The sequence below is a fragment of the Mesorhizobium sp. WSM4884 genome, assembly GCF_029625675.1.
Lineage (GTDB): Bacteria > Pseudomonadota > Alphaproteobacteria > Rhizobiales > Rhizobiaceae > Mesorhizobium.
Window position 1 is genome coordinate 52,544 of sequence record NZ_JARTVO010000017.1, and the last position, 23,096, is coordinate 75,639.

At 64.7% G+C, this 23,096-nt stretch carries 23 protein-coding genes; 8 read left to right on the plus strand and 15 right to left on the minus strand.

The features are described 5' to 3' along the window. Positions 1 to 116: 116 nt before the first annotated feature. The 5 genes from P9236_RS23330 to P9236_RS23350 all read right to left on the minus strand — a co-directional run bounded on the left by P9236_RS23330 (position 117) and on the right by P9236_RS23350 (position 4,817). Positions 117 to 1,097 (minus strand): alpha/beta hydrolase, encoded by a 981-nt coding sequence (locus P9236_RS23330; RefSeq protein ID WP_278076936.1) that lies wholly within the window; start codon positions 1,095 to 1,097, stop codon positions 117 to 119. A 5-nt stretch (positions 1,098 to 1,102) separates the two neighbouring features. Then, a complete protein-coding gene (locus tag P9236_RS23335) occupies positions 1,103 to 1,780 on the minus strand; it encodes an isochorismatase family protein (protein ID WP_278076937.1) in 678 nt (225 codons plus the stop codon). Between the two features lie 26 nt (positions 1,781 to 1,806). Continuing rightward, entirely contained in the window at positions 1,807 to 3,105 is a 1,299-nt protein-coding gene (locus P9236_RS23340; protein ID WP_278076938.1) for a Xaa-Pro peptidase family protein, read from the minus strand. A 315-nt stretch (positions 3,106 to 3,420) separates the two neighbouring features. Continuing rightward, complete coding sequence (locus tag P9236_RS23345; RefSeq protein ID WP_278076939.1) at positions 3,421 to 4,392, minus strand: GlxA family transcriptional regulator; 972 nt, start codon at positions 4,390 to 4,392, stop codon at positions 3,421 to 3,423. Beyond that, a complete protein-coding gene (locus tag P9236_RS23350; RefSeq protein ID WP_278076940.1) occupies positions 4,389 to 4,817 on the minus strand; it encodes an NUDIX domain-containing protein in 429 nt (142 codons plus the stop codon). Before P9236_RS23350 ends, P9236_RS23345 begins: the two co-directional genes overlap by 4 nt. A gap of 90 nt (positions 4,818 to 4,907) precedes the next feature. Here P9236_RS23350 and P9236_RS23355 point away from each other — a divergent pair, with 90 nt between their 5' ends. Then, positions 4,908 to 5,405, plus strand: a complete 498-nt coding sequence (locus tag P9236_RS23355; protein WP_278076941.1) for a GAF domain-containing protein — start codon at positions 4,908 to 4,910, stop codon at positions 5,403 to 5,405. Here P9236_RS23355 and P9236_RS23360 read toward each other — a convergent pair. Then, positions 5,402 to 6,370, minus strand: a complete 969-nt coding sequence (locus P9236_RS23360; RefSeq protein WP_278077003.1) for a YeiH family protein — start codon at positions 6,368 to 6,370, stop codon at positions 5,402 to 5,404. The two genes, P9236_RS23355 and P9236_RS23360, sit on opposite strands and share 4 nt — an antisense overlap. Positions 6,371 to 6,778: 408 nt before the next feature. Here P9236_RS23360 and P9236_RS23365 point away from each other — a divergent pair, with 408 nt between their 5' ends. Both P9236_RS23365 and P9236_RS23370 read left to right on the plus strand, forming a co-directional pair. Next, entirely contained in the window at positions 6,779 to 7,234 is a 456-nt protein-coding gene (locus P9236_RS23365; protein ID WP_278076942.1) for a GNAT family N-acetyltransferase, read from the plus strand. 216 nt (positions 7,235 to 7,450) lie between these two features. Further along, entirely contained in the window at positions 7,451 to 8,884 is a 1,434-nt protein-coding gene (locus P9236_RS23370; RefSeq protein WP_278076943.1) for an aldehyde dehydrogenase family protein, read from the plus strand. 112 nt (positions 8,885 to 8,996) lie between these two features. Here the strand turns inward: P9236_RS23370 and P9236_RS23375 are convergent, their stop codons facing one another. The 8 genes from P9236_RS23375 to P9236_RS23410 all read right to left on the minus strand — a co-directional run bounded on the left by P9236_RS23375 (position 8,997) and on the right by P9236_RS23410 (position 17,973). Next, positions 8,997 to 9,440, minus strand: a complete 444-nt coding sequence (locus tag P9236_RS23375; RefSeq protein WP_278076944.1) for a hypothetical protein — start codon at positions 9,438 to 9,440, stop codon at positions 8,997 to 8,999. A gap of 332 nt (positions 9,441 to 9,772) precedes the next feature. Then, the gene (locus P9236_RS23380; protein ID WP_278076945.1) at positions 9,773 to 10,006 is read right to left on the minus strand and encodes a hypothetical protein; all 234 of its coding nucleotides are present in this window, start codon (positions 10,004 to 10,006) and stop codon (positions 9,773 to 9,775) included. A gap of 564 nt (positions 10,007 to 10,570) precedes the next feature. Next, positions 10,571 to 11,119: a sarcosine oxidase subunit gamma family protein gene (locus P9236_RS23385; protein ID WP_278076946.1), complete on the minus strand. Its 549-nt coding sequence runs from the start codon at positions 11,117 to 11,119 to the stop codon at positions 10,571 to 10,573. Beyond that, the gene (locus tag P9236_RS23390; RefSeq protein ID WP_278076947.1) at positions 11,112 to 14,054 is read right to left on the minus strand and encodes a sarcosine oxidase subunit alpha family protein; all 2,943 of its coding nucleotides are present in this window, start codon (positions 14,052 to 14,054) and stop codon (positions 11,112 to 11,114) included. Before P9236_RS23390 ends, P9236_RS23385 begins: the two co-directional genes overlap by 8 nt. Next, positions 14,051 to 14,329, minus strand: coding sequence for a sarcosine oxidase subunit delta (locus tag P9236_RS23395; protein WP_278076948.1), 279 nt, complete (start codon positions 14,327 to 14,329; stop codon positions 14,051 to 14,053). The genes P9236_RS23390 and P9236_RS23395 overlap by 4 nt, the downstream gene beginning before the upstream one ends. Before the next feature lie 12 nt (positions 14,330 to 14,341). After that, complete coding sequence (locus tag P9236_RS23400; protein WP_278077004.1) at positions 14,342 to 15,595, minus strand: sarcosine oxidase subunit beta family protein; 1,254 nt, start codon at positions 15,593 to 15,595, stop codon at positions 14,342 to 14,344. Positions 15,596 to 15,604: 9 nt separating this feature from the next. Next, complete coding sequence (locus P9236_RS23405) at positions 15,605 to 16,753, minus strand: Xaa-Pro peptidase family protein (RefSeq protein ID WP_278076949.1); 1,149 nt, start codon at positions 16,751 to 16,753, stop codon at positions 15,605 to 15,607. 38 nt (positions 16,754 to 16,791) lie between these two features. Next, a complete protein-coding gene (locus P9236_RS23410) occupies positions 16,792 to 17,973 on the minus strand; it encodes a M24 family metallopeptidase (RefSeq protein ID WP_278076950.1) in 1,182 nt (393 codons plus the stop codon). A 252-nt stretch (positions 17,974 to 18,225) separates the two neighbouring features. Here P9236_RS23410 and ehuB point away from each other — a divergent pair, with 252 nt between their 5' ends. The 5 genes from ehuB to P9236_RS23435 all read left to right on the plus strand — a co-directional run bounded on the left by ehuB (position 18,226) and on the right by P9236_RS23435 (position 22,213). After that, positions 18,226 to 19,083, plus strand: coding sequence for an ectoine/hydroxyectoine ABC transporter substrate-binding protein EhuB (ehuB, locus tag P9236_RS23415; protein WP_278076951.1), 858 nt, complete (start codon positions 18,226 to 18,228; stop codon positions 19,081 to 19,083). A 256-nt stretch (positions 19,084 to 19,339) separates the two neighbouring features. After that, positions 19,340 to 20,068: an ectoine/hydroxyectoine ABC transporter permease subunit EhuC gene (ehuC, locus tag P9236_RS23420; RefSeq protein ID WP_278076952.1), complete on the plus strand. Its 729-nt coding sequence runs from the start codon at positions 19,340 to 19,342 to the stop codon at positions 20,066 to 20,068. Next, on the plus strand, positions 20,065 to 20,724 hold the full coding sequence (ehuD, locus tag P9236_RS23425) for an ectoine/hydroxyectoine ABC transporter permease subunit EhuD (protein WP_278076953.1): 660 nt from the start codon (positions 20,065 to 20,067) through the stop codon (positions 20,722 to 20,724). Before ehuC ends, ehuD begins: the two co-directional genes overlap by 4 nt. Continuing rightward, positions 20,721 to 21,500: an ectoine/hydroxyectoine ABC transporter ATP-binding protein EhuA gene (gene ehuA / locus P9236_RS23430; protein ID WP_278076954.1), complete on the plus strand. Its 780-nt coding sequence runs from the start codon at positions 20,721 to 20,723 to the stop codon at positions 21,498 to 21,500. The genes ehuD and ehuA overlap by 4 nt, the downstream gene beginning before the upstream one ends. Further along, a complete protein-coding gene (locus P9236_RS23435; RefSeq protein WP_278076955.1) occupies positions 21,497 to 22,213 on the plus strand; it encodes a GntR family transcriptional regulator in 717 nt (238 codons plus the stop codon). Before ehuA ends, P9236_RS23435 begins: the two co-directional genes overlap by 4 nt. 219 nt (positions 22,214 to 22,432) lie before the next feature. On the opposite strand, the gene P9236_RS23440 is transcribed toward P9236_RS23435, so the two are convergent. Then, a complete protein-coding gene (locus P9236_RS23440; RefSeq protein WP_278076956.1) occupies positions 22,433 to 22,582 on the minus strand; it encodes a hypothetical protein in 150 nt (49 codons plus the stop codon). Between the last annotated feature and the right edge of the window lie 514 nt (positions 22,583 to 23,096).

Below are 23,096 nucleotides of genomic sequence, written 5' to 3' on the forward strand. Positions count from 1 at the left end.
GGCCGCCAGGGCGCCGTTGCCTGCGAGCAGATGATAGGTCTGCTTTCCGCGGCGAAATGTCTGGTTTTCCGCAGTTCTTGTGCGCTGTTCCGCAGGACGTCGATACAGCCGATCTCTCACCTTGTGGGGGAGATTAGCGCTCCATCGCCGGCACCCAGCCTGGCGATGTCGTCAATGATCCTCGCGAACGCCGCCGCCGCGCGCGGCACCGTCGGCCTCGCTCGCAGGAAGGAGTGCACCAGGCGCGGCTCCTCGCGCCACACGGCCTGCCCGTCGGCGGCGAGGATCTTATCGCGGTAGGTCTCCCCATCGGACGAAAGCGGATCGCATTCGGCGGTGATGATCACTGTCGGCGGCAGGCCGGAGAAATCGCGGTCCTTGAGCGGCGAGAAGGTCGGGTCGTCAGGTGACTGCCCTGGCGCCGAGCGGACACGACGATAGAAGTCGATGTCGGCGAGCGTGAGCAGCGGCGCCTTGGCGTGCTCGACATAAGAGCGGCCGGTCTCGTCACCGCCGAGGCCAGGATAGATCAGCATCTGCCCGACGGCGCGCCGGGCATGGTGGCGCGTTGCCTGCACCACCGCCGCTGCGAGATTGCCGCCGGCGCTTTCGCCGCAGAGCACGATCGGCAGCGTGCTCGTCGCAACGACCCATTCGAACACGGCAAATGCATCGTCGAAGGACGCCGGATGGAGATGCTCCGGCGCAAGGCGATAGTCGGCCGAGACGACCTCGAAGCCGGTGCCGGCGCAGATCTCGGCGCAGATGTCGTCATGGCTGTCGAGACCGCCGAGCACGAAGCCACCCCCGTGATAATAAACGACGATCGCCGCTGCCGCCTTGTTCGCCATGCGGTAGCGCCGGACCGGGACGGCATGCGAAGCCGTGGCAACGAGCCCGTCGCTGGCGGTCACGCCTTCCCGATGGCCCTGGTGGAACGCCACGCACATCTTGTCGTAGACCGCGCGCTGCTCGGCGATGGGTGCGGCCATGATCTCCGGCGGGTACCAGCTGTTGACGCTGTCGATATAGTCCCAGAGCCCCGGGTCGAGCCGGTCGCCATATTTGCCGCGCCTTGCCGCTGGCTCGCCGGCCATCGCCGTCAGAGCTCGGCGTAGAGCTGCGCCGCGTTCTCGAAGGTGAAGCGCAGCGGCACCGAGCCCTCGACCTGCCAAATGCTCACCGTGTCGCCGGCCATTAGCCGGCAGGCGTCGAGCGTGTTGGTGACGGCGCCGCCATAGAGCCGGTTGGCGAGGTTGAGAATGCCGGTCTGGTGCATGGCAGCGGTGGCGCTGCCGCAGGCATCCTTGACCAGGAGCACGCGGAAGCCGAGCGCTATGGCGTCCTTGACCGTGGCGTCGATGCAGGCCTCGGTCCACACGCCGACAATGACCAGCCATTCGATGCCGGCGGCCTGGAGCTTGATGGCGAAATCGCCCTTGCCGAAGACGCTCGCCTGCGCCTTGATGAGCATCGCTTCGCCGTCTTGCGGCGCCACTTCATGGCAGATCGCCGTCAGCGGGTCGTCCTTGTCGGAGAAGACCGACTTGCCGCTGTCATCCACGGGATGGAACGGCCGCGCCTCGGCCAGATCGACGACATAGGCCCAGTGGTAGAGCGGCACGAAATTGCGGCGCGCCGCCTCCTGCAGCCGCTGGACGTTGGCGAGGATCTCGGCAAAGCCCTCGACCAGATAGCGTTTGTCCTTGCGATGCTCCTCCTGGAGATCGACGAATACCGCGGCCACCGTGCCGCGCCGGATGGAAATGGGATTCTTCATGCGGATGTGCTGTCGATGCGTTGGCGCTACTTGTCAAGAAACTCGTCTTCATAAGGGAAACGCGAGAGCAGCTCGGTGCCGGTCTCGGTGATCAGAATCTCGTCCTCGAGCTTCACGCCCTCGCGGCCGCCTTTCTCGCCGATATAGCTTTCGACGCTGACCACCATGCCGGGCTGGATGATGCCGTCACGGCCATAGGTCTCGTAATCCATCGCATGCGCGATGAAGGGCGTCTCGCCATGCATGCCGACGCCGTGCATGACCGAGGTGTAGCGCTGGTCGACGAAGCGGTCCGGGATCTTCCAGGCCTTCTCGGCGATCTCACGGAAAGCCATGCCGGGCTTCACGATCGAAATGTTGTGCTGCACCTGGTCGTGCGCCATGCGGTAGAGCGACTTCTGGTAGGGCGTCGGCTTGCCCGGCCCGCAGCGGAAGGTGCGCGAGAAGTCGGAATAATAGCCGTAGCAGCCGATCGTGTCGGTATCGAGCGCGACCAGCTCGCCCGGCCGGATCTTGCGGCCGCTCGCCTCGTTGAACCACGGATTGGTGCGCTGTCCCGAGGTGAGCAGCCGGGTCTCGATGAACTCGCCGCCCTGGCGGATCACCTCGTGATACATGATGGCGAACAGCTCGTTTTCGGAGACGCCGGGCTTGATCGCCTCGCGCACGGCCGCCACCGCGGCTTCGGCGCCGGCCATGGACACCTGCAGGCATTTCACCTCCTCCGGCGTCTTTACCGCGCGCACGGCCAGGATCTCGCCCTGGCAATCCTTCACCTCGCAGCCGCGCTTTTCCAGCGCCAGCGCCTGCAGATGGCTGCAGCGGTCGAGGCCGAGCTTCATCGAGCCGCCGCCATGTTTTTTCAGAAGCTCGGTGATCTCGTCCGCGAAAGGCCCGGCGGTCTCGTCGTCGCGGCCGGAGACCGAGGACCAGACAAGCTTCGACGGCCGCGCCTCGTCGATCGTGTCGAGCACCATCGAGACATGGTAGCTCTGCGGATATTCGAACAGCACGATCGGCCCTTCGGTCGGGATGAAGAAGTAGCGGGTCGAGTTGCGCAGGAAATAGCCGAACATGTTGCGCGAGCCGGTGGCGTAGCGCTGGTTGTAGGGATCGAACAAAACGGCGCCGCCATAACCCGCCTCGCGCAGCCAGGCGCGCAGCTTGGCCAGCCGCCCCTTGCGCAGCGCGTCGGCGTCGATGAAGGACGGCTCGGTGTCGGACAGCCACATGCCGCCGGCGGGATCGGCCGCCGCCGGATGGCGCATGCGGTCCTTGAAGTCCACATCCTCGGTGCTGTCCGGGTCGAAGACGACGATGCTCATGGAGGCCTCCTGTTCTTCGCGAACATAGCCGGGCCGAGGTTGAAGATTGTGCGGCATTCCGCGATTGTTGTGCTGGATGCCGCAGCCGCGTCGACGGGAAACGAGAAGCGCCGCGATCCTTCGCACCCCCCTCTGGCCTGCCGGCCATCTCCCCCCTCAAGGGGGGAGATTGAAAGCTTCAGCGCCGGCTCTCGACGTTGGCGATTGGCGAAAGCGACCGCGACGGCTGATCTCCCCCCTTGTGGGGGAGATGTCCGGCAGGACAGAGGGGGGCGCTGTACCGCCAGCGTCTCGGTGTTTCAGCACCGTGAAGGGCTAATGCCGCCGCGTCGCCTTGGGCGCGTGCCCGTGCTCTTCCCTAAACGCCCGCGCAAAGCTCGACATCGAGGCAAAGCCGCAGGCTAATGCCACATCGCGCACCATCAGCGTCGAATGCGCCAACAGGTCGGCCGCCCGCTTCAACCTCAGCCGCCGGTAGTACCCGTTGGGAGAAAGGCCCAGCTCGGCGCGGAAATTGCGCTCGAGCTTATCGGGAGATACGCCCAGACGCTCCGCCAATTCCGCCATGCCAAGCCGTTCCTCGACCGCGTCCTCCATGATGGCGATGGCCGACAGCACCAGCTCGTTCTGCACCCCGGTGCGCAGTCTGAGCGGCATCAGCTTGCGGTCGATGCTCGATCGCAAAGGCGAGTGCACGAACCATTCCGCCACGCCCGCCGCAAGCTCGGCGCCGTAGTCGCGCGTGATGATCTCCAGCATCATGTCGAGGCTGCCGACGCCGCCGGCCGAGGTGAAGCGCTTGCGGTCGATGACGAAGAGGTCGCGCCTGAGATCGATATCCGGGAAAGCCTCGGTGAAGGCAGCCTGGCTGGTCCAGTGCAACGTGCAGGCGTGCCCGTCGAGCAGTCCCGCACGGGCGAGGAAGAACGCCGCATCCGCCACCGCGCCGATATGCGCGCCGCCGCGCAGGCTCTTCCGGATCCAGCCCATCGCCTCGTCGGCCACGACATGGTCGGCATCGCCGCCGGAGCACACGACGATGCGGTCGACCTTCGGCGCATCGGCAGCCGAGAAACCGGGCTGAATGACGACGCCGTTGGAGGCCTCGACGGTGCCCTCGTCGGCGCCCACGATCACCCAGCGGTAGCAGTCACGCTTGGCAAGAATGTTGGCGGCGCGCAGCGGCTCGACGATCGAGGAAAACGCCATCATCGGAAAGCCGGGAAACACCAGCACCGCGAAGGTGAGGGGAGCTTCGCCGCCTGGAGATAGCTTTGCCTGGCTCATGGCTGGCGGCCGTAGCGCGGCAGCACTATGTCGGCGGTGAGCGGCGCCAGCTCCGTGCCGCTCGCCAGCTCCGGGCTCAGCCAGATCATCTCCTCGATCTCGGCCGCCGGGACCGGCTCGCCGGCGATCGCCAGTTCGAAGAGCTCGGCCTCGACCCGGGCATCCGGCTCATTGGCTGCGGGCGCCGAGAAGGAACCCAGATGCGAAGCCGCGGCCGGGTCGACGACGATGCCCAATTCCTCCCGCAATTCGCGCGCAAGAGCGGCGACAGGCGCCTCGCCCGGCTCGATCTTGCCGCCAGCCTGCATGAAGGCGTTGGTGCCGCGCTTGCGCACCAGAAGCAGCTTGCCGTTGTCATCCCGGATCACGGCGGCGGCGATCCGGATCGTTTTGGCCAGGGCGGTCTTGGCATGGTTGGAAGTCACGATAGGCTGTTCCCCGGCGGCGGCTTCGGTGGCAGAGAGGGCGGACTGTAGCGGGCGCATCTGCGCCCTTGCAACGGAGAAACGACCAGGATGTTTGCGGCAACCAAGATCGACACCAGCAACAAGCCGGCCTTCTACGACGAGCTGGCCACGCAATTGAAAGCGCTGCTGAAAGGCGAGGCCGACTCGATCGCCAACGCGGCCAACACCTCGGCGCTGATCTACCAGATGGTGCCCGACCTCAACTGGGCGGGCTTCTATTTCCTACAGTCCGACGAAGAGCTGGTGCTCGGCCCCTTCCAGGGCAAGCCGGCCTGCGTGCGCATCGCTGTCGGCAAGGGCGTCTGCGGCACCGCCATCGATCTCGGCATGTCGATGCTGATCAAGGACGTGCACGATTTTCCCGGCCACATCGCCTGCGATGCCGACTCGCGCTCGGAACTGGTCGTGCTGCTGCGCGACGCCGAGGGCGTGTTCGGGGTGCTCGACCTCGACAGCCCGCTGCCCGGCCGCTTCGACAAGGACGACCAGGCCGGCATCGAAAAGCTCGCCGCGATCTATGTCGCAGCGAGTTCCTTTGAGGATTAGACGAGTTTCACCAGCGTCAAGCTGAACGCTGCGATGAAGATGAAAGCCGAGAAGGCCAGCATCAGCGGGCGCAGGCCGCGCGAGCGCAGCTGCGAGATGTCGGCCTGAAGGCCCATGGCGGCGAGCCCCATGGTCAGCATGGCCTGTGCGGCCAACGCGATCCCCGAATGAATCTGTGCCGGGATCGCGGCCAGGCTGTTCAGCGCCACGACCGCGACGAAAGCCGCCACGAACCACGGCATCGGCGGCTTCGCGGCGGAAGCTTCACTGCGGCGCGCCATCAGGCCGAGCGCGATCACCGTCGGCGCCAGCATGGCGACGCGCGTCAGCTTGGCGACGGTCGCCGTTTCGCCGGCAAGCGTGCCGTTCTGGAAGCCGGCACCGATTACCTGCGCCACCTCATGGATCGACGCTCCGGCCCACAGGCCGAAACCGTGCTGGTCGAGGCCGAACAGGGGCGCCAGCAGCGGGAAGCCGAGCATGGCGACGGTGCCGAACAGCGTGATTGCGGCAACCGCATAGGTCACATCCTCATCCCGCGCGTCGGTGACGATGTTGGTAGCGACGATCGCCGAGGCGCCGCAGATCGAGGTGCCGGCCGCGATCAGTTGCGCCAGCTTGGCGTCGACGCCGATCAGCCGGCCGAGCGTGACGGTGAACAGTAAGGTCGCGCCGAGCGTGGCGGCGACGATGCCGACGCCGCCGAGGCCGATGCCCGCCACCTGGCCGAGCGTGAGCTGGAAGCCGAGCAGCACGATGGCGAAGCGCAGCAGCCGGCGCTGCGCGAATGCGATCCCAGCCTTGGCATGAACGGGTGCGCCGAGAGCGTTTGAATAGACCATGCCGGCGACGACGGCGAGGATCATCGGGCTGAACAGCGTGAGGCCGGAGAGATTGCGCGCCGAATAGGCGACGCTGGTGATCATCGCCGTCAGCACGATTCCCGGCACGATGCTGGCATAGATCGGGGCAGAGCTTCCAGGGTTGGCCGAATTGAGCCCATTTGGAAGATCGTTCGTGGCGGCGGGCAGGAAAGACAATTGAATTCTCCTGGCGTGTTCGCCAGGGAAATGCCATTCCTAAACCAATCTTTCCAACGAATTATTCGAGTTATAATGATCGATTTTCACGAACGATTGGCGCCAGGATTGCGGGCTTTTGGGCGACGGCCGACGCCCGACTTGACAACGTCGCGGCTCCCGATCCAGCTTCGCGCCATGACCGCCTTCTTTGCAAACTCGCAGCGACGCTGCCGTTCACGGGAGCGGCAAGCTGATTGCGTTAAGACAAAGGCCGGCTAGTAAGCAAAACCGGTTCGTCCATCACCAGCCCGCCCATCGAAACGATCGGCGGGTTTTTGCATTTTGGAGCGCTTGAATGACTGTTCAGATCCTGTTTCGGCCGGCCGTGCCGCCGCCATCAAGGCCATCGTGCGGGCGGCCTATGCCAAATGGGTGCCGGTGATCGGCCGCGAGCCTTTGCCGATGCGCGCCGACTACGACAAGGCGCTGCAAGAGCATCAATTCGACCTCGCCGTCGAGAACAGCCGCATCGTCGGGCTGATCGAAACCATGGCGCATGACGATCACATCTGGATCGAGAACATTGCCGTGGCGCCCGATGCGCAGGGCAGGGGAATCGGACGGCTGCTTCTCGACAGCGCCGAGCGGCAAGCGATCGAGGCAGGTCGTCCGGAACTTCGCCTGCTGACCAACGGCGCCTTCGAGGCCAATGTGCTGCTTTACCGCAAGCATGGCTACGCGATCGACCGCGAAGAGCCGTTCATGAACGGGACGACCGTCCATATGAGCAAGAAGCTGACCACGTAAAGGCGCGCCGCCTGATCGGATTCAGACGACGCGCTTCGTCGATGTCGCTTTCCTGAAATCGCTGCACATTTTTGGGCGGTATGCATCAGGAATTCAGCGCACTGGCTCAATCACCTCCGCTTGCGTTTGACAGGGCGATCGCCGCATCGTTATCTCCGACGATATACGACGATCACCTCGCCACGATTGAAGCCCGGCGGCCCCTAGGAGCGAAGCATGTCACACAATCTGCAGTTCTACATCGATGGCGCCTGGGTCGATCCTGTGGTGCCGAACAATTTCGATGTCATCGATCCGTCGAACGAGGACGTCTTCGCGCAGATCTCGCTGGGCACCAAAGCCGATGTCGACAAGGCGGTCGCCGCCGCCAAGCGCGCCTTCGCCAGCTTCGGCTTCACGTCGGTCGAGGAGCGGCTCGACATCCTGAACCGCGTCATCGACGTCTACAAGAAGCGCAGCAAGGACCTTGCGCTCGCTGTCTCGCGCGAGATGGGCGCGCCGCGCCAGATGGCGCTGGACAGCCAGGTGGGCGTCGGCCAGGCGCATCTGGAGAAGATGGCCGAGGTGCTGAAGACCTATCAGTTCCGCCATGTGAAAGGCTCCTCCCTCATCGTCAAGGAGCCGATCGGCGTCGTCGGCATGATCACGCCGTGGAACTGGCCGCTCAACCAGATTACCTGCAAGGTCGGCCCGGCTCTCGCCGCCGGCTGCACCATGGTGCTGAAGCCTTCGGAGATCGCCCCGCTCGATGCCATCATCTTCGCCGAGATCATCGATGAGGCCGGCGTGCCGAAGGGCGTCTTCAACCTCATCAATGGCGACGGCCCGACCGTCGGGCAGGCCCTGGCCAGCCATCCTGATGTCGACATGATGTCCTTCACCGGCTCGACTCGTGCCGGCATTCTGGTCGCCAAGGCCGCCGCCGACACGGTCAAGCGTGTGCATCAGGAACTCGGCGGCAAGTCGGCCAACATCCTGTTTCCGGATGTCGACCTCGAACGGGCCGTCGCCAAGGGCGTCGCCGGCTGCTTCGGCAACAGCGGCCAGTCCTGCAACGCGCCGACCCGCATGTTCGTGCCGCGCGACCGGCATGACGAGGCGGCCGGCTACGCCAAGACGGCGGCGGAGAAATTCACCGTCGGCCCGGCCGATACGCCAGGAACAAAGCTGGGTCCAGTGGTCAGCCAGCAGCAGTTCGACAAGATTCAAGGGTTGATCCAGAGCGGCATCGAGGAAGGTGCGACCCTGGTCACCGGTGGCCCCGGCCGCCCGGCCGAGCTCAACCGCGGCTACTATGTCCGCCCGACCGTTTTCGCCAACGTGACGCACGACATGCGCATCGCCAAGGAAGAGATCTTTGGGCCGGTGCTGTCGATCATGCCTTACGACACGGTCGAGCAGGCGATCGAGCAGGCCAACGACACCGTCTTCGGCCTTGCCTCCTACATCCAGGCCAAGGACATCGAGAAGGCGCGCCAGGCGGCGGCCCGCATGCGCTCCGGCAACGTCTACATCAACTACCCGACCTGGGACGCCGGCCTCCCCTTCGGCGGCTACAAACAGTCCGGCAACGGCCGCGAATACGCCGAATACGGACTGGAGGATTTTCTGGAGATCAAGGGCATCGCGGGATACGAGGCGGCCGAGTAGGCTTTGGCGCTAAGCTGACCCCAAGCGTCGGCTGCCAGACGATTTGGCAAGGGCGCGGTCTCGGTCGCGCCCTACAATTTTGAGCCGCTCCAACCGACTCAGGGCGGCCAACTCAGGAATTTGTCCGCCGAGCAAAATGCTCATACGTCACCCGCCAAGGGTTGCTCTCGGCAGATCTTTCCTCGCCGACCCAGTGGAAGCTGTCGGCCGTGATCTCGGTGAACCGCCATCGCGTTTGCAGGCCGCGCGAGTCCTCGCCGACCTGAACGATATCCTTGCCTTCGGCCCGCCCGATCTGGCGCGAATAATCCTGGTTGAGCGGATCGCTCCAGATGATGTGCCAGCCGCCGATCCCGGGATCGAAGATGCGCAACGTCGTGCCGTACATGGTGGAGGGTGCCGGGCGCTTGGGCCTGATCCAGATGTCCTGAATCGCTCGACCTTCGAGTACCCAGCCAAAATGGCATTCTCCATTCCATTCCTGGATTGTGCCGTCGTCGAGGTGGTGGACGGTGTCCATCTCCCAGCTTCCGATCAACCATCCATAGAGGTCCATGTCTTTCGCTCGGTCTGCCGGAGGACCTTCAGATCCGAGAGCCGCGAGAAACGGGGAAATTATGCTCGTCATGATTTTTTCTCCGATGGATAGGCGCGCAGCGACAAGGCGCTGCAACATTGCCGACCCGATCGTCGCAGCGTTGCGGGCTCCAGGTCTTGGGTGAAATTGCTGTAGTGATGCCGTGGATGAGATCATGGCGAGGCCAGCCGGCGGGCAGGGGTCTTCCCTTTCACCCCGGAAGGCGAAATTGTTGGGCAGCCTAGCTAAATCCGGCCGCCGCACCGCCGACGGTCGTTCGGCGGCCGATCGCCTCTTCTTCTCCCGCCGTCCTACTCGTGCCTTGCCTCGATGATCCCGACCATGGCGCGTGTAAACTCGACCATGCTGTTGGCCGTGATGGCTGCATTGTCGGGGCTCTGCCCGATATGTTCGGCTGCTCCGCAGCATGAGCGGCGGATACGGTCGTAGTGCGGGTCTCTTTCATCGTCCGGCAAGGCTGCCAAATTCAAGGCTCGACGGTGAAGCATGCGTAACAGCTGCGCCAGCGCGGTTTCGACACTCATGCGTTTTGCTCCGCATCGGTCGAACGTCTCGGCGTACAAGCGCCGGATCGTCGATCAGGGGGCGGTTCTCGTCCCCGGCGCGGAAAGGTTGCGCCATAGCCGTTAATATATTGTTGATCGCTAATATGTTTAGCGAGGCCTTTTAGGAAGGTTCGCGGATGCTACTGGGCGCGGCGGAAGCAAATCATAGCAGAACGCGTGCAACCGAGATCGATGACGATGTCTCCGGTGCCTCGAATAGTGTCGCCGATATTTCAAAATCTAACGATCGGCAGAATGCACCAGTAAGGATGCTTGGTAAGGGTTGATTCAACCGTTGCTGGTATATAGAAGGTGGCGGCTCCGACTAGGGGTAGGGTTGCCTGAAAGTCGGAGCCGCCTGCGCGGCCGATGGGTAGTGGATCCGCGCTGTCCCAGAATAGGACAGCGCGGTCTACGATTCGTTAATCCGACGACTGAAGCCGTACAAAACCGGCGGATGCGGCATTCGCCGTCACCGGAAGCGGGGCTGCAACCTTTCAAAAACACAATGCGAAGGTCTTGGCCGGAGAGGTGCTCGGCAACTCACCCTGCCGCGCTGTCGGCGATCCAGTCGGTCAGGCTGCGTGCGAAACTTCGCGGCACGATAAGGTCGCAGGCGGTTTCGGCTGTGCGTAAGAGAAGCACCGGTATGTGGTGAAAGGACGCGTGCCAGGCGCGGCCGGGAGCCGCGGCGGGCGACGACCAGTCGACGGCGACACATTTCGAGAGAATTTCCTGGAGACGCGCTCCATCCATGCTGAGGCGCACCCGACCTTCGTCGAGCATAACCGAACAGCCCAGTTCGGGATCGATGGTCGAGGGCGTCGGCTTTATGCCGGTTTCGAAAATCAGCCAGAAACGGCGCGGAGCAACGCGGACGATCAGGACGTCGGCATGGCGAACGGTCTCGCCGACCGCTGCGGGCAGGCGCGCGCCCAACGCCTGCGAGACGCTTGCTTCGAATCGTGCCAGCGTTCGGTCCCAGCCTTCGATCTGGACGATCGGGCAATCGGCCGCCGACAGGTTGAAGTCCTTCAACAGGTCGAAATCCTTCAACGAGTCGAAATCTTTCAACGACAGAGCCTCAGCCATGCAGTCGCTCTCCCTTGGGATCGAGGAACACGGGCGACACGATACGGGCGCGAACAATCTCGGCCCGCATCGGATAGGCGGCGACGACCTCGCTTCCCTCCGTCGCGACATTGCCCGCGAGCAGTGCCAGTCCGACATAGCGGCCGAGCTCGGGGCTGAAGGTGACGGAGGTGATCCGGCCGTGCCCGTGGCCGGCGACGGCATCGTTGGGCAGAAACAATATCGCCCCGCCGCGCAGTCGCTTGCCCTCATCGATGCATTCCAGCCCGACCAGCCGCTGGCGGTCGGGCGAAAGAAATGCCTGGCGATGCCGCATGACTTCGCCGACGAAGCCGGTGCGCTTGCCGGCCATGCGGCCAAGGCCAAGATCGTCGAGCGTGGTGCGACCATCGATCTCCGGCCCGGCGACGTGGCCCTTCTCGACGCGCAGCGCGCCGAGCGCCTCGACCCCGTAGGGTTTCAGCCCAAACGGCGCGCCCACTTCGCGCAGGTGGCTCCAGAGCCGCTCGCCGCGGCTGGCGCCGACATAGATCTCGTACGCGCGCTCGCCGGAATAGCTGAGGCGGATGATGCGCAGCGCGCGTCCGTCGAACTCGGCCTCGATGAAGCCCATATGGGGCAGCGCCTCGTTCGAGACGTCGAGCCCCGGGAAGGCCGCGGCAAGGATATCGCGGCTCTTCGGGCCGGCGATCGAAATCGCCGCCCATTCGTCGCTGACCGAGGTGACGGCGACACGCAGCTCCGGCCATGCGGTGTCGAGCAGAAATTCCAGCCGCGACTGCACCTCGGCCGCCTTGGCGGTCGAGGTGGTCATGAAGAACCGGGTTTCCGAGAGCCGCGTGGTCGTGCCGTCGTCGAAGACGATGCCGTCGTCGCGCAGCATGACGCCGTAGCGCGCGCGGCCGACCGGCAGCTTGGCGAAGCCGTTGGCATAGACACGGTCGAGGAAGGCCGCGGCGTCCGGCCCCTGCACGTCGATCTTGCCGAGGGTGGAGATGTCCATCAGCCCGGCGGCTTCGCGCACCATGCGCATCTCGGCGACATAGGCTTCGTTCACGTCGCGCCCGGCGCCGCGGTAGAAATAGGGCCGCATCCAAAGCCCGACCTCGAGCATTTCGGCGCCGTCGGCCAGATGCCGGTCATGCATCGGCGTGCGGCGGATCGGCTTGAAATGGTGGCCGACGGCGCGGCCGGCCAGCGCGCCGATCGCGACGGGCGCGTAGGGCGGACGAAAGGTCGTGGTCCCGGTTTGCTGGATCGTCGCCTGGCGCAGCGCCGCCATGGCCGAAAGTGCGGCAAAATTGCTGGTTTTGCCCTGGTCGGTGCCCATGCCGAGCGTGGTGTAGCGCTTCAGGTGCTCGACCGATTCATAGCCCTCGCGATGGGCGAGCTCGATGTCCTTCGCGGTCACGTCCATCTGGAAGTCGACGAAGGCCTTGCCGCGTCCAACGGACGGGATGGCGCGGAACGGACCGGATGCCGCCTCGCCGAGATCGAGCTTGAGCGGCGCCGGCACGGCTTTTGATTTTCCGCAGGACGATGCGGCTTCCGCGCCGGCGCGGTGGCCGTCCTCGATGGCGGTGACAGTCGAGAAGCGCCCTATCATCGCGCCGGCGCCGAACTGGCCTGCCGGAAAGCCGCCCGGAACGAAGCCGTCGATCTCGCCGCGATAGACCGGCTTGACGCCGAGATGCGAGCTAAGGTGCACGCTCGGCGACCAGCCGCCGGACAGGCATACGAGGTCGCAGGCAACTTCCAGCTTGCCGTCCGGCCCGGCCAGCCGCGCGGCCTTCACCGCATGGCCGCCGCGCAGGTCGGTGATCAAAGTGCCGGGTCGGATCGCCACGTTCAGGCGGGTCGCATCCGCAGCCAGGCTAACGGGCGGGGCGCCGCGCTGATCCGCGACCGTCACCTCGGCGCCGGCGGCGGCGAGGTCGAAGGCGGCGCGATAGGCGCCGTCATTCGTGGTGGCGATGACGATCTTCTTGCCCGGCAGGACCGCGAAGCGGTTGAGATAGGTCCGGGCGGCGGACGCCAGCATGACGCCCGGCCGGTCGTTGTTGGAAAAGACCAGCGGCCGCTCGATGGCGCCGGTGGCAAAGACGATCGAGTGGGCGCGAAGCATGGTGAAGACCTGGCGCGCTCCGCTTTCCGCCGCCGGATCGTCGCGTCGCTCGATCAGCCCCAGCGTGTTGCCGTCGAAGGTGCCGAACGCCATCGTCCTGCGCATCAGGGCGACATTGCCGAGGCCGGCCAGTTCGGCCTCGATCGCGTTCAGCCAGCCGGCCGCCTCTCCGTCCGGGCGTTCGGACAAAAGCTGGCCGCCGAGCAAAAAGTCCTGCTCGATGAGAGCGACGCTCGCGCCGGCGGCCGCAGCCGCGCGCGCCGCGGACAGGCCGGCCGGGCCGCCGCCGACGACGGCGACATCGGCAAATGCATGCTGCGCCTCGTAACGGCCGGGATCCGGCTCGGTGCCGGCGCGACCCAGGCCCGCCGCCTTGCGGATGAAATGCTCGTAGAACATCCAGGCGCGCCGCGTCGGCCCCATGAACGTCTTGTAATAGAAGCCGGCCGAAAGGAAGGGCGAAAACAGCCCGTTGATGCTCTGCATGTCGAAGGCGAGCGAGGGCCAGCGATTCTGGCTTTCGGCGGTCATGCCGTCCGCCAGTTCGAGCGTCGTCGCCGGCAGGTTCGGCTCGCGCAGCCCGCCGGTTCCGAGCGTGACCAGCGCGTTCGGCTCTTCCGGGCCGGCCGAAACGATGCCGCGGGGCCGGTGATATTTGAAGCTGCGGCCAGTCAGCGTGATGCCGTTTGCCAATAGGGCGGAAGCGAGCGTGTCGCCCTGGCAGCCGACCAGTTCGCGGCCATCGAAGACGAAGCCCAGCGGCTGCGCACGGTCGATGCGGCCGCCGGTGGCGAGGCGATTTCTGTTCATGCGGGCATTTTCCTTGCCGTTTTCCGGGCAAAGCCGACCGATTGGATGGCGTGATTTCTGGTGTCGCGCTCGACGATCAACCATTGCCGGCAGCCGGACACGTGCTGCCAGAACTCGCGGTGCGGTCCGGCCGGATTGTTGCGCACATAGACATAGCGGTACCAGGCTTCCGGATCGGGATCGTCATGCGCCGGACGCGCTACCGAAGCGTCGCCGCCGTAACGGAACTCTTCATGGTCGCGCGGGCCGCAGCACGGGCATTCGATGCGAAGCATTTGTCTTGCCCTCTATTGCAGCCAGGCCGAAGGGCCGACGCCGGCCTCGTCGAGCGTGCGGCCGGTGCGGAAACGGTCGAGGCGATAGGCGGCGATCAAGGGATGCGGCTTGCCGGTCGCAAGGGTGTGCGCGAAGCACCAGCCCGAGGCGGGCGTCGCCTTGAAGCCGCCATAGCACCAGCCGCCGTTGAGATAGAGCCCGTCGATCGGCGTCGGGCAGATGATCGGGCTTGCGTCGGGCGTCATGTCCATGACGCCGCCCCAATGGCGCAGCAGCCGGACGCGCGAGATGCAGGGCATCAGCGCGATTGCCGCTTCCGCCACCTCGCGCACGACGCCGAGATTGCCGCGCTGGGCATAGGAATTGTAGCCGTCGAGATTGCCGCCGAAGACCAGCCCGCCCTTGTCGGATTGGCTGACGTAGAAATGATCGGCGCCATAGGCCACGACATGGTCGACCAGCGGTTTCAGCGGCTCGGTGACGAAGGCCTGGAGCACGTGGCTCTCGATCGGCAGTTCCAGCCCGGCCTTCCGGCCGAGCACCGAGGTGTGGCCGGCGACCGCGAGGCCGACCTTGCCGGCGCCGATCCGGCCCTTGCTCGTCTCGACGCCGACGATCCTGTCGCCGTCGCGGACAAAGCCGGTCACCTCGCAGTTCTGGATGATGTCGACGCCGTGGCCGTCGGCGGCGCGCGCATAGCCCCAGGCGACGGCGTCGTGGCGGGCGGTGCCGGCGCGGCCCTGCAGGATCGCGCCATGGATCGGAAACCGTGCCGTGTCGGAAAAATCGAGATAGGGCACGAGCCGCCGCACCTCGTCGCGGTCGAGGATGTCGGCGTCGATGCCGTTCAGCCGCATGATGTTGGCGCGATGGCTGAACGTGTCGAGCTGATCGGCCGAATGGGCGGTGACGATCTGGCCGCGCTGCGAGAACATCACGTTGAAGTTCAGCGCCTGCGACAGGCCTTCCCACAGCTTGACCGAGAATTCGTAGAACTGGGTGTTGCCGTCGAGCAGGTAGTTGGAGCGGATGACGGTGGTGTTGCGGCCGACATTGCCGCCGCCGATATAGCCTTTCTCCAGCACCGCGACATTGCGGATGCCGTGGTTCTCGGCCAGGTAGAATGCGGTGGAAAGCCCGTGCCCGCCGCCGCCGACGATGATCACGTCATAGGTTGGTTTCGGCTCGGCCGCGCGCCAGGCGCGCTGCCAGTTCTTCTGGCCGGACAGGCCGTTGCGGAAAATCGAAAACGCCGAGTAGCGCATGGTCATGGTCTAGCGGACGATCGGGCCGGTCGGCGTGCGCGTCAGCACCTCGGCGCCCGTCTCGGTCAGAAGCACTGTGTTGGAGATGAAGTCGTCGCCGCGGCCGGTGCCCATCAGCCAGGACAGGATGTGGAAGCTCATGCCGGTCTCGATCTCGAGATCGGAATCGTGCCGCAAGCCCGTCACCGAATTGCCGCCGGTCCAGGACGGCGGTTGGCCGATGCCGACGAGATAGCCGCAATGATGCCGACGGTAGTGCGACAGGCCCGCCTCGTCGGCCACGCCTTGCCAGGCGGCGTAGACCTCGCGCGCCCTGGCGCCGGGCCTGAGCGCCTTGACGACGGCGTTGAACGCCTTGGCCGTCACCTCGGCCATGGCGGCGTCCTCGTCCTTGATGGTGCCGATGCGGATCAGCCGGCCGAGCGGTGCGTGATAGCGCGAGACGCAGCCGGACAGTTCGACGAAGACCGGCTCGCCGCGGCGATAGACGCCGTCGCCCCAGGTCGTGTGTTCCTCGCCGAGCCGGGCGGCGGGGCGGATGAATGGGCCGAAGCCGGGCGCATGGCCGCCGGCGCGCGCCATCGCCGCCACGCATTGCGCGGCGACCTCCTGCTCGGCGGCGCCGTCGCCGATCGCCGCGATCGCAGCTTGCGCCGCCGCATCCGTGACCTTGGCGGCGCGGCGCATCAGCGCCTGTTCCTCGGCGCTCTTCACCCGCCGCATCCCGTCGACCAGCCCGGAGACATCGCTCCACTTGGCGTCGGCCTGCGCCTCGAGCTTCAGGGCAAGGCCATGGCTGAGGCCCGAGGTCCAGTGTTCGAGCCCGATGCGCTTTTCCGTCAGGCCGAGTTCGGTAATGACGCGGGCGGCGAGATCGGCGGCCGTCTCGCTGTCGGAATGGCCGCGGAACTCCGCCGCCTTCACCTGGTTCTCGATCGTCACCTTCTCCATAGACCGGGTGACGAGAACCGGCAGCCGGTCGAGCGGGACGATGAGAAGATGCGGCGCGAAATAGCCCCAATGGTCGAGGCCGGTGAGATAGAAGATGTTTTCCGGCGAGGCGAAGACGGCGGCATCGAGCCCGCGCTCGGCCAGCGCCTTGCGCACCTTCAACAGGCGGCCGGCGATCTCGGCTTCCGAAAAGGGATTGCGGTCCATTCTGTATCCTCGAATTGCCTGTTGTGGAGCTTTAGTGGTCAGTCGATGACGATGAGGTCGCGGGTCACATCGCAGAGCCGCTCGCCACCGCCTTCGGCAACGACGAAGGACTCCGAAATGGCGACGCCGAAATCGTCGAGCCAGACGCCGGCCATGAAGTGGAAGCACATGCCGGGCTGAAGCTCGGTCTTGTCGCCGGGCCTCAGGCTCACGGTGCGCTCACCCCAGTCCGGTGGGTAGGCGAGGCCGACCGGATAGCCGACCCGGCTTTCCTTCTTCAGCCCGTTCCGGCGCAGCACCGCCTGCCAGGCGGCTTCGACCTGTTCCGCCGTGTTGCCGGGCCGCGCCATTGCGAGGCCGGCGTCGACGCCCTCGACGATCACCTTGGCCATATCGGAAAGCGCGGCCGGCGGCTTGCCGAAATGCACGGTCCGGGTCAGCGCCGCATGGTAGCGCCGTCTGACGCCGGCGATCTCGACGATGGCAAGCCCGCTGTCGGGGAGCGGCGCGTCCGACCAGGTCAGATGCGGCGTGCTCGTGCCTTCGCCGACCGGCATCAGCGGGCAGATGGCGGCATAGTCGCCGCCGGCGCCGGCCACGCCCATGATCTGCGCGTGATAGATCTCGGCGATGACATGGTTCTGCGGCACGCCGGGCCGCATCTTTTCGATGGCGCGGTTCATGGCATTGCTGCAGATCGCGCCCGCCTCGCGGATCAGCCGCAGCTCGCTTGCCGATTTCACCAGGCGCGCCCAGTTGACGAGGTCGCGATTGTTGGCGAACCGCGCCTCCGGCAGCCCCCCGACGAGATGGGCATGGCAGCGCGCTGTGTAGTAGTGTGCATCCATCTCGACGCCGATCCGCGCCCGGTCCCAGCCGCGCGCCCTGATCAGCCCGGCGAGCTCGTCATAGGGATGCTCGGCGGAATGCTGCACCAGCCGCTCCGAGAACGGCACGATGTTTCGTTCGGGCAGGCCGGTGGTCATGCGGGCGCTCTTGGCGTCCTGCGCCCTGCCGAACCAGATCGGGCGGTCCTCCTCCAGATGGACCAGCACGCATTGCGGCACGTAGAAGGACCAGCCGTCATAGCCGGTCAGCCAGCACATGTTGGCGGGATCCTGGCAGATGATGAGATCGAAGCCGGCCTCGTCCATGCGCCGCTTCACGTCGGCCAGGCGCTGGTCGTACTCCGCCTTGGTGAACCCGCCCGACCCGCTCAAAACCGTCTTTCCTCCAATCCCGCGCGGGACGCGGCTTGCCCGCCGCAATCCCGGGAAAATTGCCTTAATTGTGCACAACTGTTGAATGTTTCAGCCGTATACCGGGAGATAAACGGCTATTTGTCGAGAATCGTACAGCGCATCTTGCGATATGTCCAGATCAGTTGTATACGTCTTGCGTGCTTGCGGCGATGGTGGAGAAACGTCGTTTCGAGCCAAACAATCATTGAAAGCAAAGGGGAACGCATGTTCATGTCACAGATATCCCGCCGAGCGGTTGTGAAGGCCGCTGCTTGCCTTGCGCTCGCCGCGACAGCATTCACATCGGCCCACGCGGAGACGACCCTCGAGCGCGCCAAGAAGGACGGCTACATCCGCGTCGGCTTTGCCAACGAGGCGCCGTTCGGTTTCGCGACGCCCGACGGCAAGCTGACCGGCGAAGCGCCCGAGGTCGCCAAGGCGGTGCTCGCCAAGATGGGCATCAAGCAGGTCGACGGCGTGCTGACCGAGTTCGGCTCGCTCATTCCCGGCCTCAAGGCCGGCCGCTTCGACATCATCGCCGCCGGCATGTTCATCACGCCGAAGCGCTGCGCCGAGATCAATTTCTCCGAGCCTTCCTACGGCATCGGCGAGGCCATGCTGGTGACGAAGGGCAATCCCAAGGGAGTGAAGGACTTTTCCACCTTCAAGGACAATGCGGATCTCAAGCTCGCCGTGATGGCCGGCGCCGTCGAAGGCGGCTTCGCCAAGGACGCGGGCGTGGCCGCCGGGCAGCTCGTCACCTTGCCCGACCAGTCCAGCCTGGTCGCGGCCGTCCAGTCGGGCCGCGCCGATGCCGCCGCGCTCACCGCGCTGTCGATCGCCGAGATGGCCAAGAAGGCCGACGGCGTCGAATCGACCAAGCCGTTCGGCGAAGTCGCCGGCAAGTCCGTGAAGGGCCATGGCGGCTTCGGCTTCCGCAAGGAAGACACCGATTTGCAGAAAGCGTTCAACGCCGAGCTGAAGAAGTTCATCGGGTCGCCCGAGCATATCGCCCTGGTCGAGCCGCTCGGCTTCGGCAAGGACTATCTGCCGAACAAGACCACGGCGCAGCTCTGCAAGGGCGAATAAGGTTCCCAACTGCTGGCGGCGCGAAAGCGCCGCCTCTTTTTCAGGAGCAATTCCAGGAAAAGTGTGTGACGGTTTTCCGTCCGGAATTGCGTGAAAACAAACAGCTAGAGCGGTTCGGCGTTTCCGTGAAACGGTGAAACGCTCTGAAGCAATTCCAGGAAAGGTGTGAGCTGTTTTCCGTCCGGAATTGCGTAAAAACAAAGAGATAGAGCGGTTCGCCGTTTCCGCGAAACGGTGAAACGCTCTAGGAGCGCAGATGGGAATTCGCACACTTGTCGCCATGCTGGTTGTCGCGCTCGCCGTGATCGGCGTGCTGGCGACGCAAGCCTCTTACAGGCTGTTCCTGCCGGGGCTGCTGCAGGGCGCGCTACTGACCATCGAGATAGCCGTGCTCGGCAGCCTGCTCGCGGTCGTCATGGGCCTGCTTGCCGCGCTTGCGCGCATGTATGGCCCGGCGCCGCTCAGATGGCTGGCGACGGTCTATGTCGAGATCTTCCGCGGCACCTCGGCGCTGGTGCAGCTGTTCTGGCTGTTCTTCGTGCTGCCGCAGTTCGGCGTGACGCTCGACGCATTCCTGGTCGCCGTGCTGGCGCTCGGCCTGAATGTCGGGGCGTATGGTTCCGAATGCGTGCGCGGCGCCATCCAGTCGGTGCCGCGCGGCCAGTGGGAAGCCGGAACCGCGCTCAATATGAGCCGGTCGCAGATGCTGCGCCGGATCATCCTGCCGCAGGCTTTCATCGCCATGATCCCGCCCTGGGGCAATCTGTTCATCGAGCTTCTGAAATCGACCGCGCTGGTCTCGCTGATCACGCTCACCGATCTTGCCTTCAAGGCGCAGGAGATGAACCAGAACACGTTCAAGACCATTCCGATCTTCACGCTCGTGCTTTTGATGTACCTCGCCATGTCGCTGGTCATTTCCATCGGCATGCGTCTCCTCGAAAGGCGCGCCTCGCTCGGCCTGGCGCGGGGGAGGGCGGCATGATCTGGGATTGGAATTTTACCTTCCAGATCCTGCCGGTGCTGGCGCAGGCTGCCGTCGTGTCGATCGAGGCGACGCTTCTCGGCTTCGTCATCGCGGCGACGCTCGGCCTGGTCGTGGCCGTGATCCGCATCGCCGTGCCGTGGACGGCCTGGACGATCTCCGTGCTGGTCGAGCTGATCCGCTCGACGCCGCTGCTCATCCAGATCTTCTTCATCTATTTCGTCTTTCCGAAATTCGGCCTCGTGCTCGACGCTTTCACCGCCGGCGTCATCGCCATCGGCATCCACTACGCCGCCTATTGCTCGGAGGTCTATCGTGCGGGCTTCGACAACATCCATCGCGGCCAGTGGGAAGCCTCGATCGCGCTCAATCTCTCGTCCTGGACGACCTTTCGCGACATCATCATCCCGCAGGCGATCCCGCCGATCGTGCCGGCGCTCGGCAACTATCTGGTCGCGCTGTTCAAGGAAACGCCGCTGCTTTCGGCGATCGCGGTGCTGGAACTGATGCAGACCGCCAAGATCATCGGCTCCGAGACATTCCGCTACACCGAGCCGATCACGCTGGTCGGCCTGTTCTTTCTGGCGATGAGCCTCGTATCGGCCGCGCTCATCCGTGCCCTCGAACGCCTGCTCAACAGAAGGACCGTGCGATGACCGAGCAACCGATGGTCCGCTTCGACAACGTTTCCAAACGCTACGGCGCGTTGACCGTTCTCGACGGCCTGAACCTCGACATCGCGCGCGGCGAGAAGGTGTCCGTCATCGGTCCGTCCGGCTCCGGCAAGACCACGGTCCTGCGCATGCTGATGACGCTGGAAACAATCAACGACGGCGTCATCTGGGTCGAAGGCGAGCCGCTGACGCACATGCAGCAGAACGGAAAGCTGGTGCCCGCCAACCTCGCCCACATCCGGCGCATCCGGGCGAAGATCGGCATGGTGTTCCAGTCCTTCAACCTGTTCCCGCACATGACCGCCATGGCCAACTGCATCGAGGCGCCGATCACCGTGCTCGGCATGAAGCGGGCGGATGCCGAGGCGCGCGCGGCCGAGCTTCTCGACATGGTCGGGCTGTCGCAGAAGAAGAATCATTATCCATCCCAGCTCTCCGGCGGCCAGCAGCAGCGCGTCGCCATCGCCAGGGCGCTGGCGATGCGGCCCAAGATCATGCTGTTCGACGAGGTGACGTCGGCGCTCGACCCGGAACTTGTCGGCGAAGTGCTGCAGGTGATAAGGCAGATCGGCCGCGAGCACGATCTGACGATGCTCATGGTCACCCACCAGATGGGCTTCGCCAAGGAGTTTTCCGATCGCGTCTGCTTCTTCTATCAGGGCAAGATCTGCGAGCAGGGGCCGCCGAGCGAGCTTTTCGGCGCACCCAAGAATGAGCGGACGCGGCAATTCCTGCACGCCGTGCTGGAGGCTGGATGACGCTTGACACGGATGCCTCGCCCGCGACCATGACCGCGTCGCCCCCGCGTCCGCTTTCGGCGCGAGAACGGTTCGAACGCATCTACCTGATCCTGCGCGACCGCATTTGCCTGCTCGACTATCCGCCGGGAAGCCGGCTCTCCGAGGAGGAACTCGCCCAGGAATTCGAGATCAGCCGCACGCCGGTCCGGCGCGTGCTGGCGCGCCTTGAATCCGAAGGTCTGGTTCAATCCGTCCATGGCGTCGGCACCATCGTCACCGACGTCGATATCGAGGAATTGCAACAGGTCTATCATCTGCGCCTGGAACTGGCGCTCTTGGTCGGCAAGCTTTCGCCGATTCCGCGCACGGCGGCGGACCTCGATCGGATCCGGGCGCTCATCGCCCGCTGCGATTCCGACATGCTCAATCCGGACCAGCGCGCCTTCCTGCAACTCAACATGGATTTCTTCACCGAACTGTCGGGCATGACCGGGAACCAGCCGCTGCGCGAGATCAGCGAAAGGCTGTATTTCCAGGTGGCGCGCGTCGTCCTCAAGATGATGCCGCAGCTGGGCCTCGTGGAGGAGTTCACCGCGTTCCGCCGCGAGATGGAGGAGGTCCTGGCCGCGGCCGAGATCGGCGACTGGGAATCGATCGGACACATAAGGCGCGCCCACATCTCCATGAGCTTCCTGCGCATGATGCGTCACGCAGGGGCGGTGGGCGATTAGGATAAGGCGCTGCGCCAGCCCTTCTTATGCGGGGAGCGTCGCGGATCGCTGACACTTACTGGCGATCCGCGCAGGTCGCAGCCGCGGCATTCGGCCTTCCCGGAGCGGTTTGCAACACCAGAGCAATTCCAGGAAAAGTGTGTAACGGTTTTCCGTCCGGAATTGCGTCAAAACAAAGAGATAGAGCGGTTCGCCGTTTTCGTGAAACGGTGAACCGCTCTAATTCCAGGTGACGCGAACAGGGCCTTGGAAGTTCTCGACCTGGTCAACCGTCTTCATCAACGCAATCCGATAGGCGCTCTTGTTTGCCAAGTCGTCCCAGATGAAGAACGCGACAACAGCGGCGGCGATCAATAGGATCGGTCGCATCGGAACCTCCCTCAAAGCCCCTCGTACGCGTGCCGCTATTATGATCTTGCTGAGCTTTTAATACAAGAAGTTGCTAATATATGCTCATTGATTAGCCGCGCCACCCAGCCTTTAAAGCCATGAGGGGGCAAGTGAGGTCGCCACGGCGACCACGACCAAATCCAGACAACCGCCTGGTCGATCAGATGCCGTCTGCGGCCTTGGCTCTTGCGCTTTCGTCACCTTGCCGGCCGGGTCGGCGCCGATATTGAGTTTGTCCGCGGCCCCCTCTTAAGCGGGCTGGAGCCTTCCGGCTGATAAGACTTCGCCGATGGAGCTTTGGCCGGATCGTCCCGAGCGTGCGCGCATCCTCAAAACGAGCAGCCGCGCAGCCGCAAACGGCGTCGCGACGAGAAAGGCGAACGTGACGGCAAGGAAAACCGATGGAATGCAGATCATCCCACTGGGATCGAAGCAAACAGATTCCATGATGTACCCCTTCAAAAATCACCTGTTGCGCGCGGGTGGCCTTCCC

Bases quoted from the DNA above. Each gene is read 5' to 3' on its own strand.
- P9236_RS23340 (WP_278076938.1), bottom strand. From the start codon at position 3,105: ATGAGCATCGTCGTCTTCGACCCGGACAGCACCGAGGATGTGGACTTC.
- P9236_RS23390 (WP_278076947.1), bottom strand. From the start codon at position 14,054: ATGAACAGAAATCGCCTCGCCACCGGCGGCCGCATCGACCGTGCGCAG.
- P9236_RS23355 (WP_278076941.1), top strand. From the start codon at position 4,908: ATGTTTGCGGCAACCAAGATCGACACCAGCAACAAGCCGGCCTTCTAC.
- P9236_RS23370 (WP_278076943.1), top strand. From the start codon at position 7,451: ATGTCACACAATCTGCAGTTCTACATCGATGGCGCCTGGGTCGATCCT.
- P9236_RS23440 (WP_278076956.1), bottom strand. From the start codon at position 22,582: ATGCGACCGATCCTATTGATCGCCGCCGCTGTTGTCGCGTTCTTCATC.
- ehuB (WP_278076951.1), top strand. From the start codon at position 18,226: ATGTCACAGATATCCCGCCGAGCGGTTGTGAAGGCCGCTGCTTGCCTT.
- P9236_RS23330 (WP_278076936.1), bottom strand. From the start codon at position 1,097: ATGGCCGGCGAGCCAGCGGCAAGGCGCGGCAAATATGGCGACCGGCTC.
- P9236_RS23405 (WP_278076949.1), bottom strand. From the start codon at position 16,753: ATGGACCGCAATCCCTTTTCGGAAGCCGAGATCGCCGGCCGCCTGTTG.
- ehuC (WP_278076952.1), top strand. From the start codon at position 19,340: ATGGGAATTCGCACACTTGTCGCCATGCTGGTTGTCGCGCTCGCCGTG.
- P9236_RS23385 (WP_278076946.1), bottom strand. From the start codon at position 11,119: ATGGCTGAGGCTCTGTCGTTGAAAGATTTCGACTCGTTGAAGGATTTC.
- ehuA (WP_278076954.1), top strand. From the start codon at position 20,721: ATGACCGAGCAACCGATGGTCCGCTTCGACAACGTTTCCAAACGCTAC.
- P9236_RS23380 (WP_278076945.1), bottom strand. From the start codon at position 10,006: ATGAGTGTCGAAACCGCGCTGGCGCAGCTGTTACGCATGCTTCACCGT.
- P9236_RS23400 (WP_278077004.1), bottom strand. From the start codon at position 15,595: ATGCGCTACTCGGCGTTTTCGATTTTCCGCAACGGCCTGTCCGGCCAG.
- P9236_RS23435 (WP_278076955.1), top strand. From the start codon at position 21,497: ATGACGCTTGACACGGATGCCTCGCCCGCGACCATGACCGCGTCGCCC.
- ehuD (WP_278076953.1), top strand. From the start codon at position 20,065: ATGATCTGGGATTGGAATTTTACCTTCCAGATCCTGCCGGTGCTGGCG.
- P9236_RS23335 (WP_278076937.1), bottom strand. From the start codon at position 1,780: ATGAAGAATCCCATTTCCATCCGGCGCGGCACGGTGGCCGCGGTATTC.
- P9236_RS23375 (WP_278076944.1), bottom strand. From the start codon at position 9,440: ATGGACCTCTATGGATGGTTGATCGGAAGCTGGGAGATGGACACCGTC.
- P9236_RS23395 (WP_278076948.1), bottom strand. From the start codon at position 14,329: ATGCTTCGCATCGAATGCCCGTGCTGCGGCCCGCGCGACCATGAAGAG.
- P9236_RS23345 (WP_278076939.1), bottom strand. From the start codon at position 4,392: ATGAGCCAGGCAAAGCTATCTCCAGGCGGCGAAGCTCCCCTCACCTTC.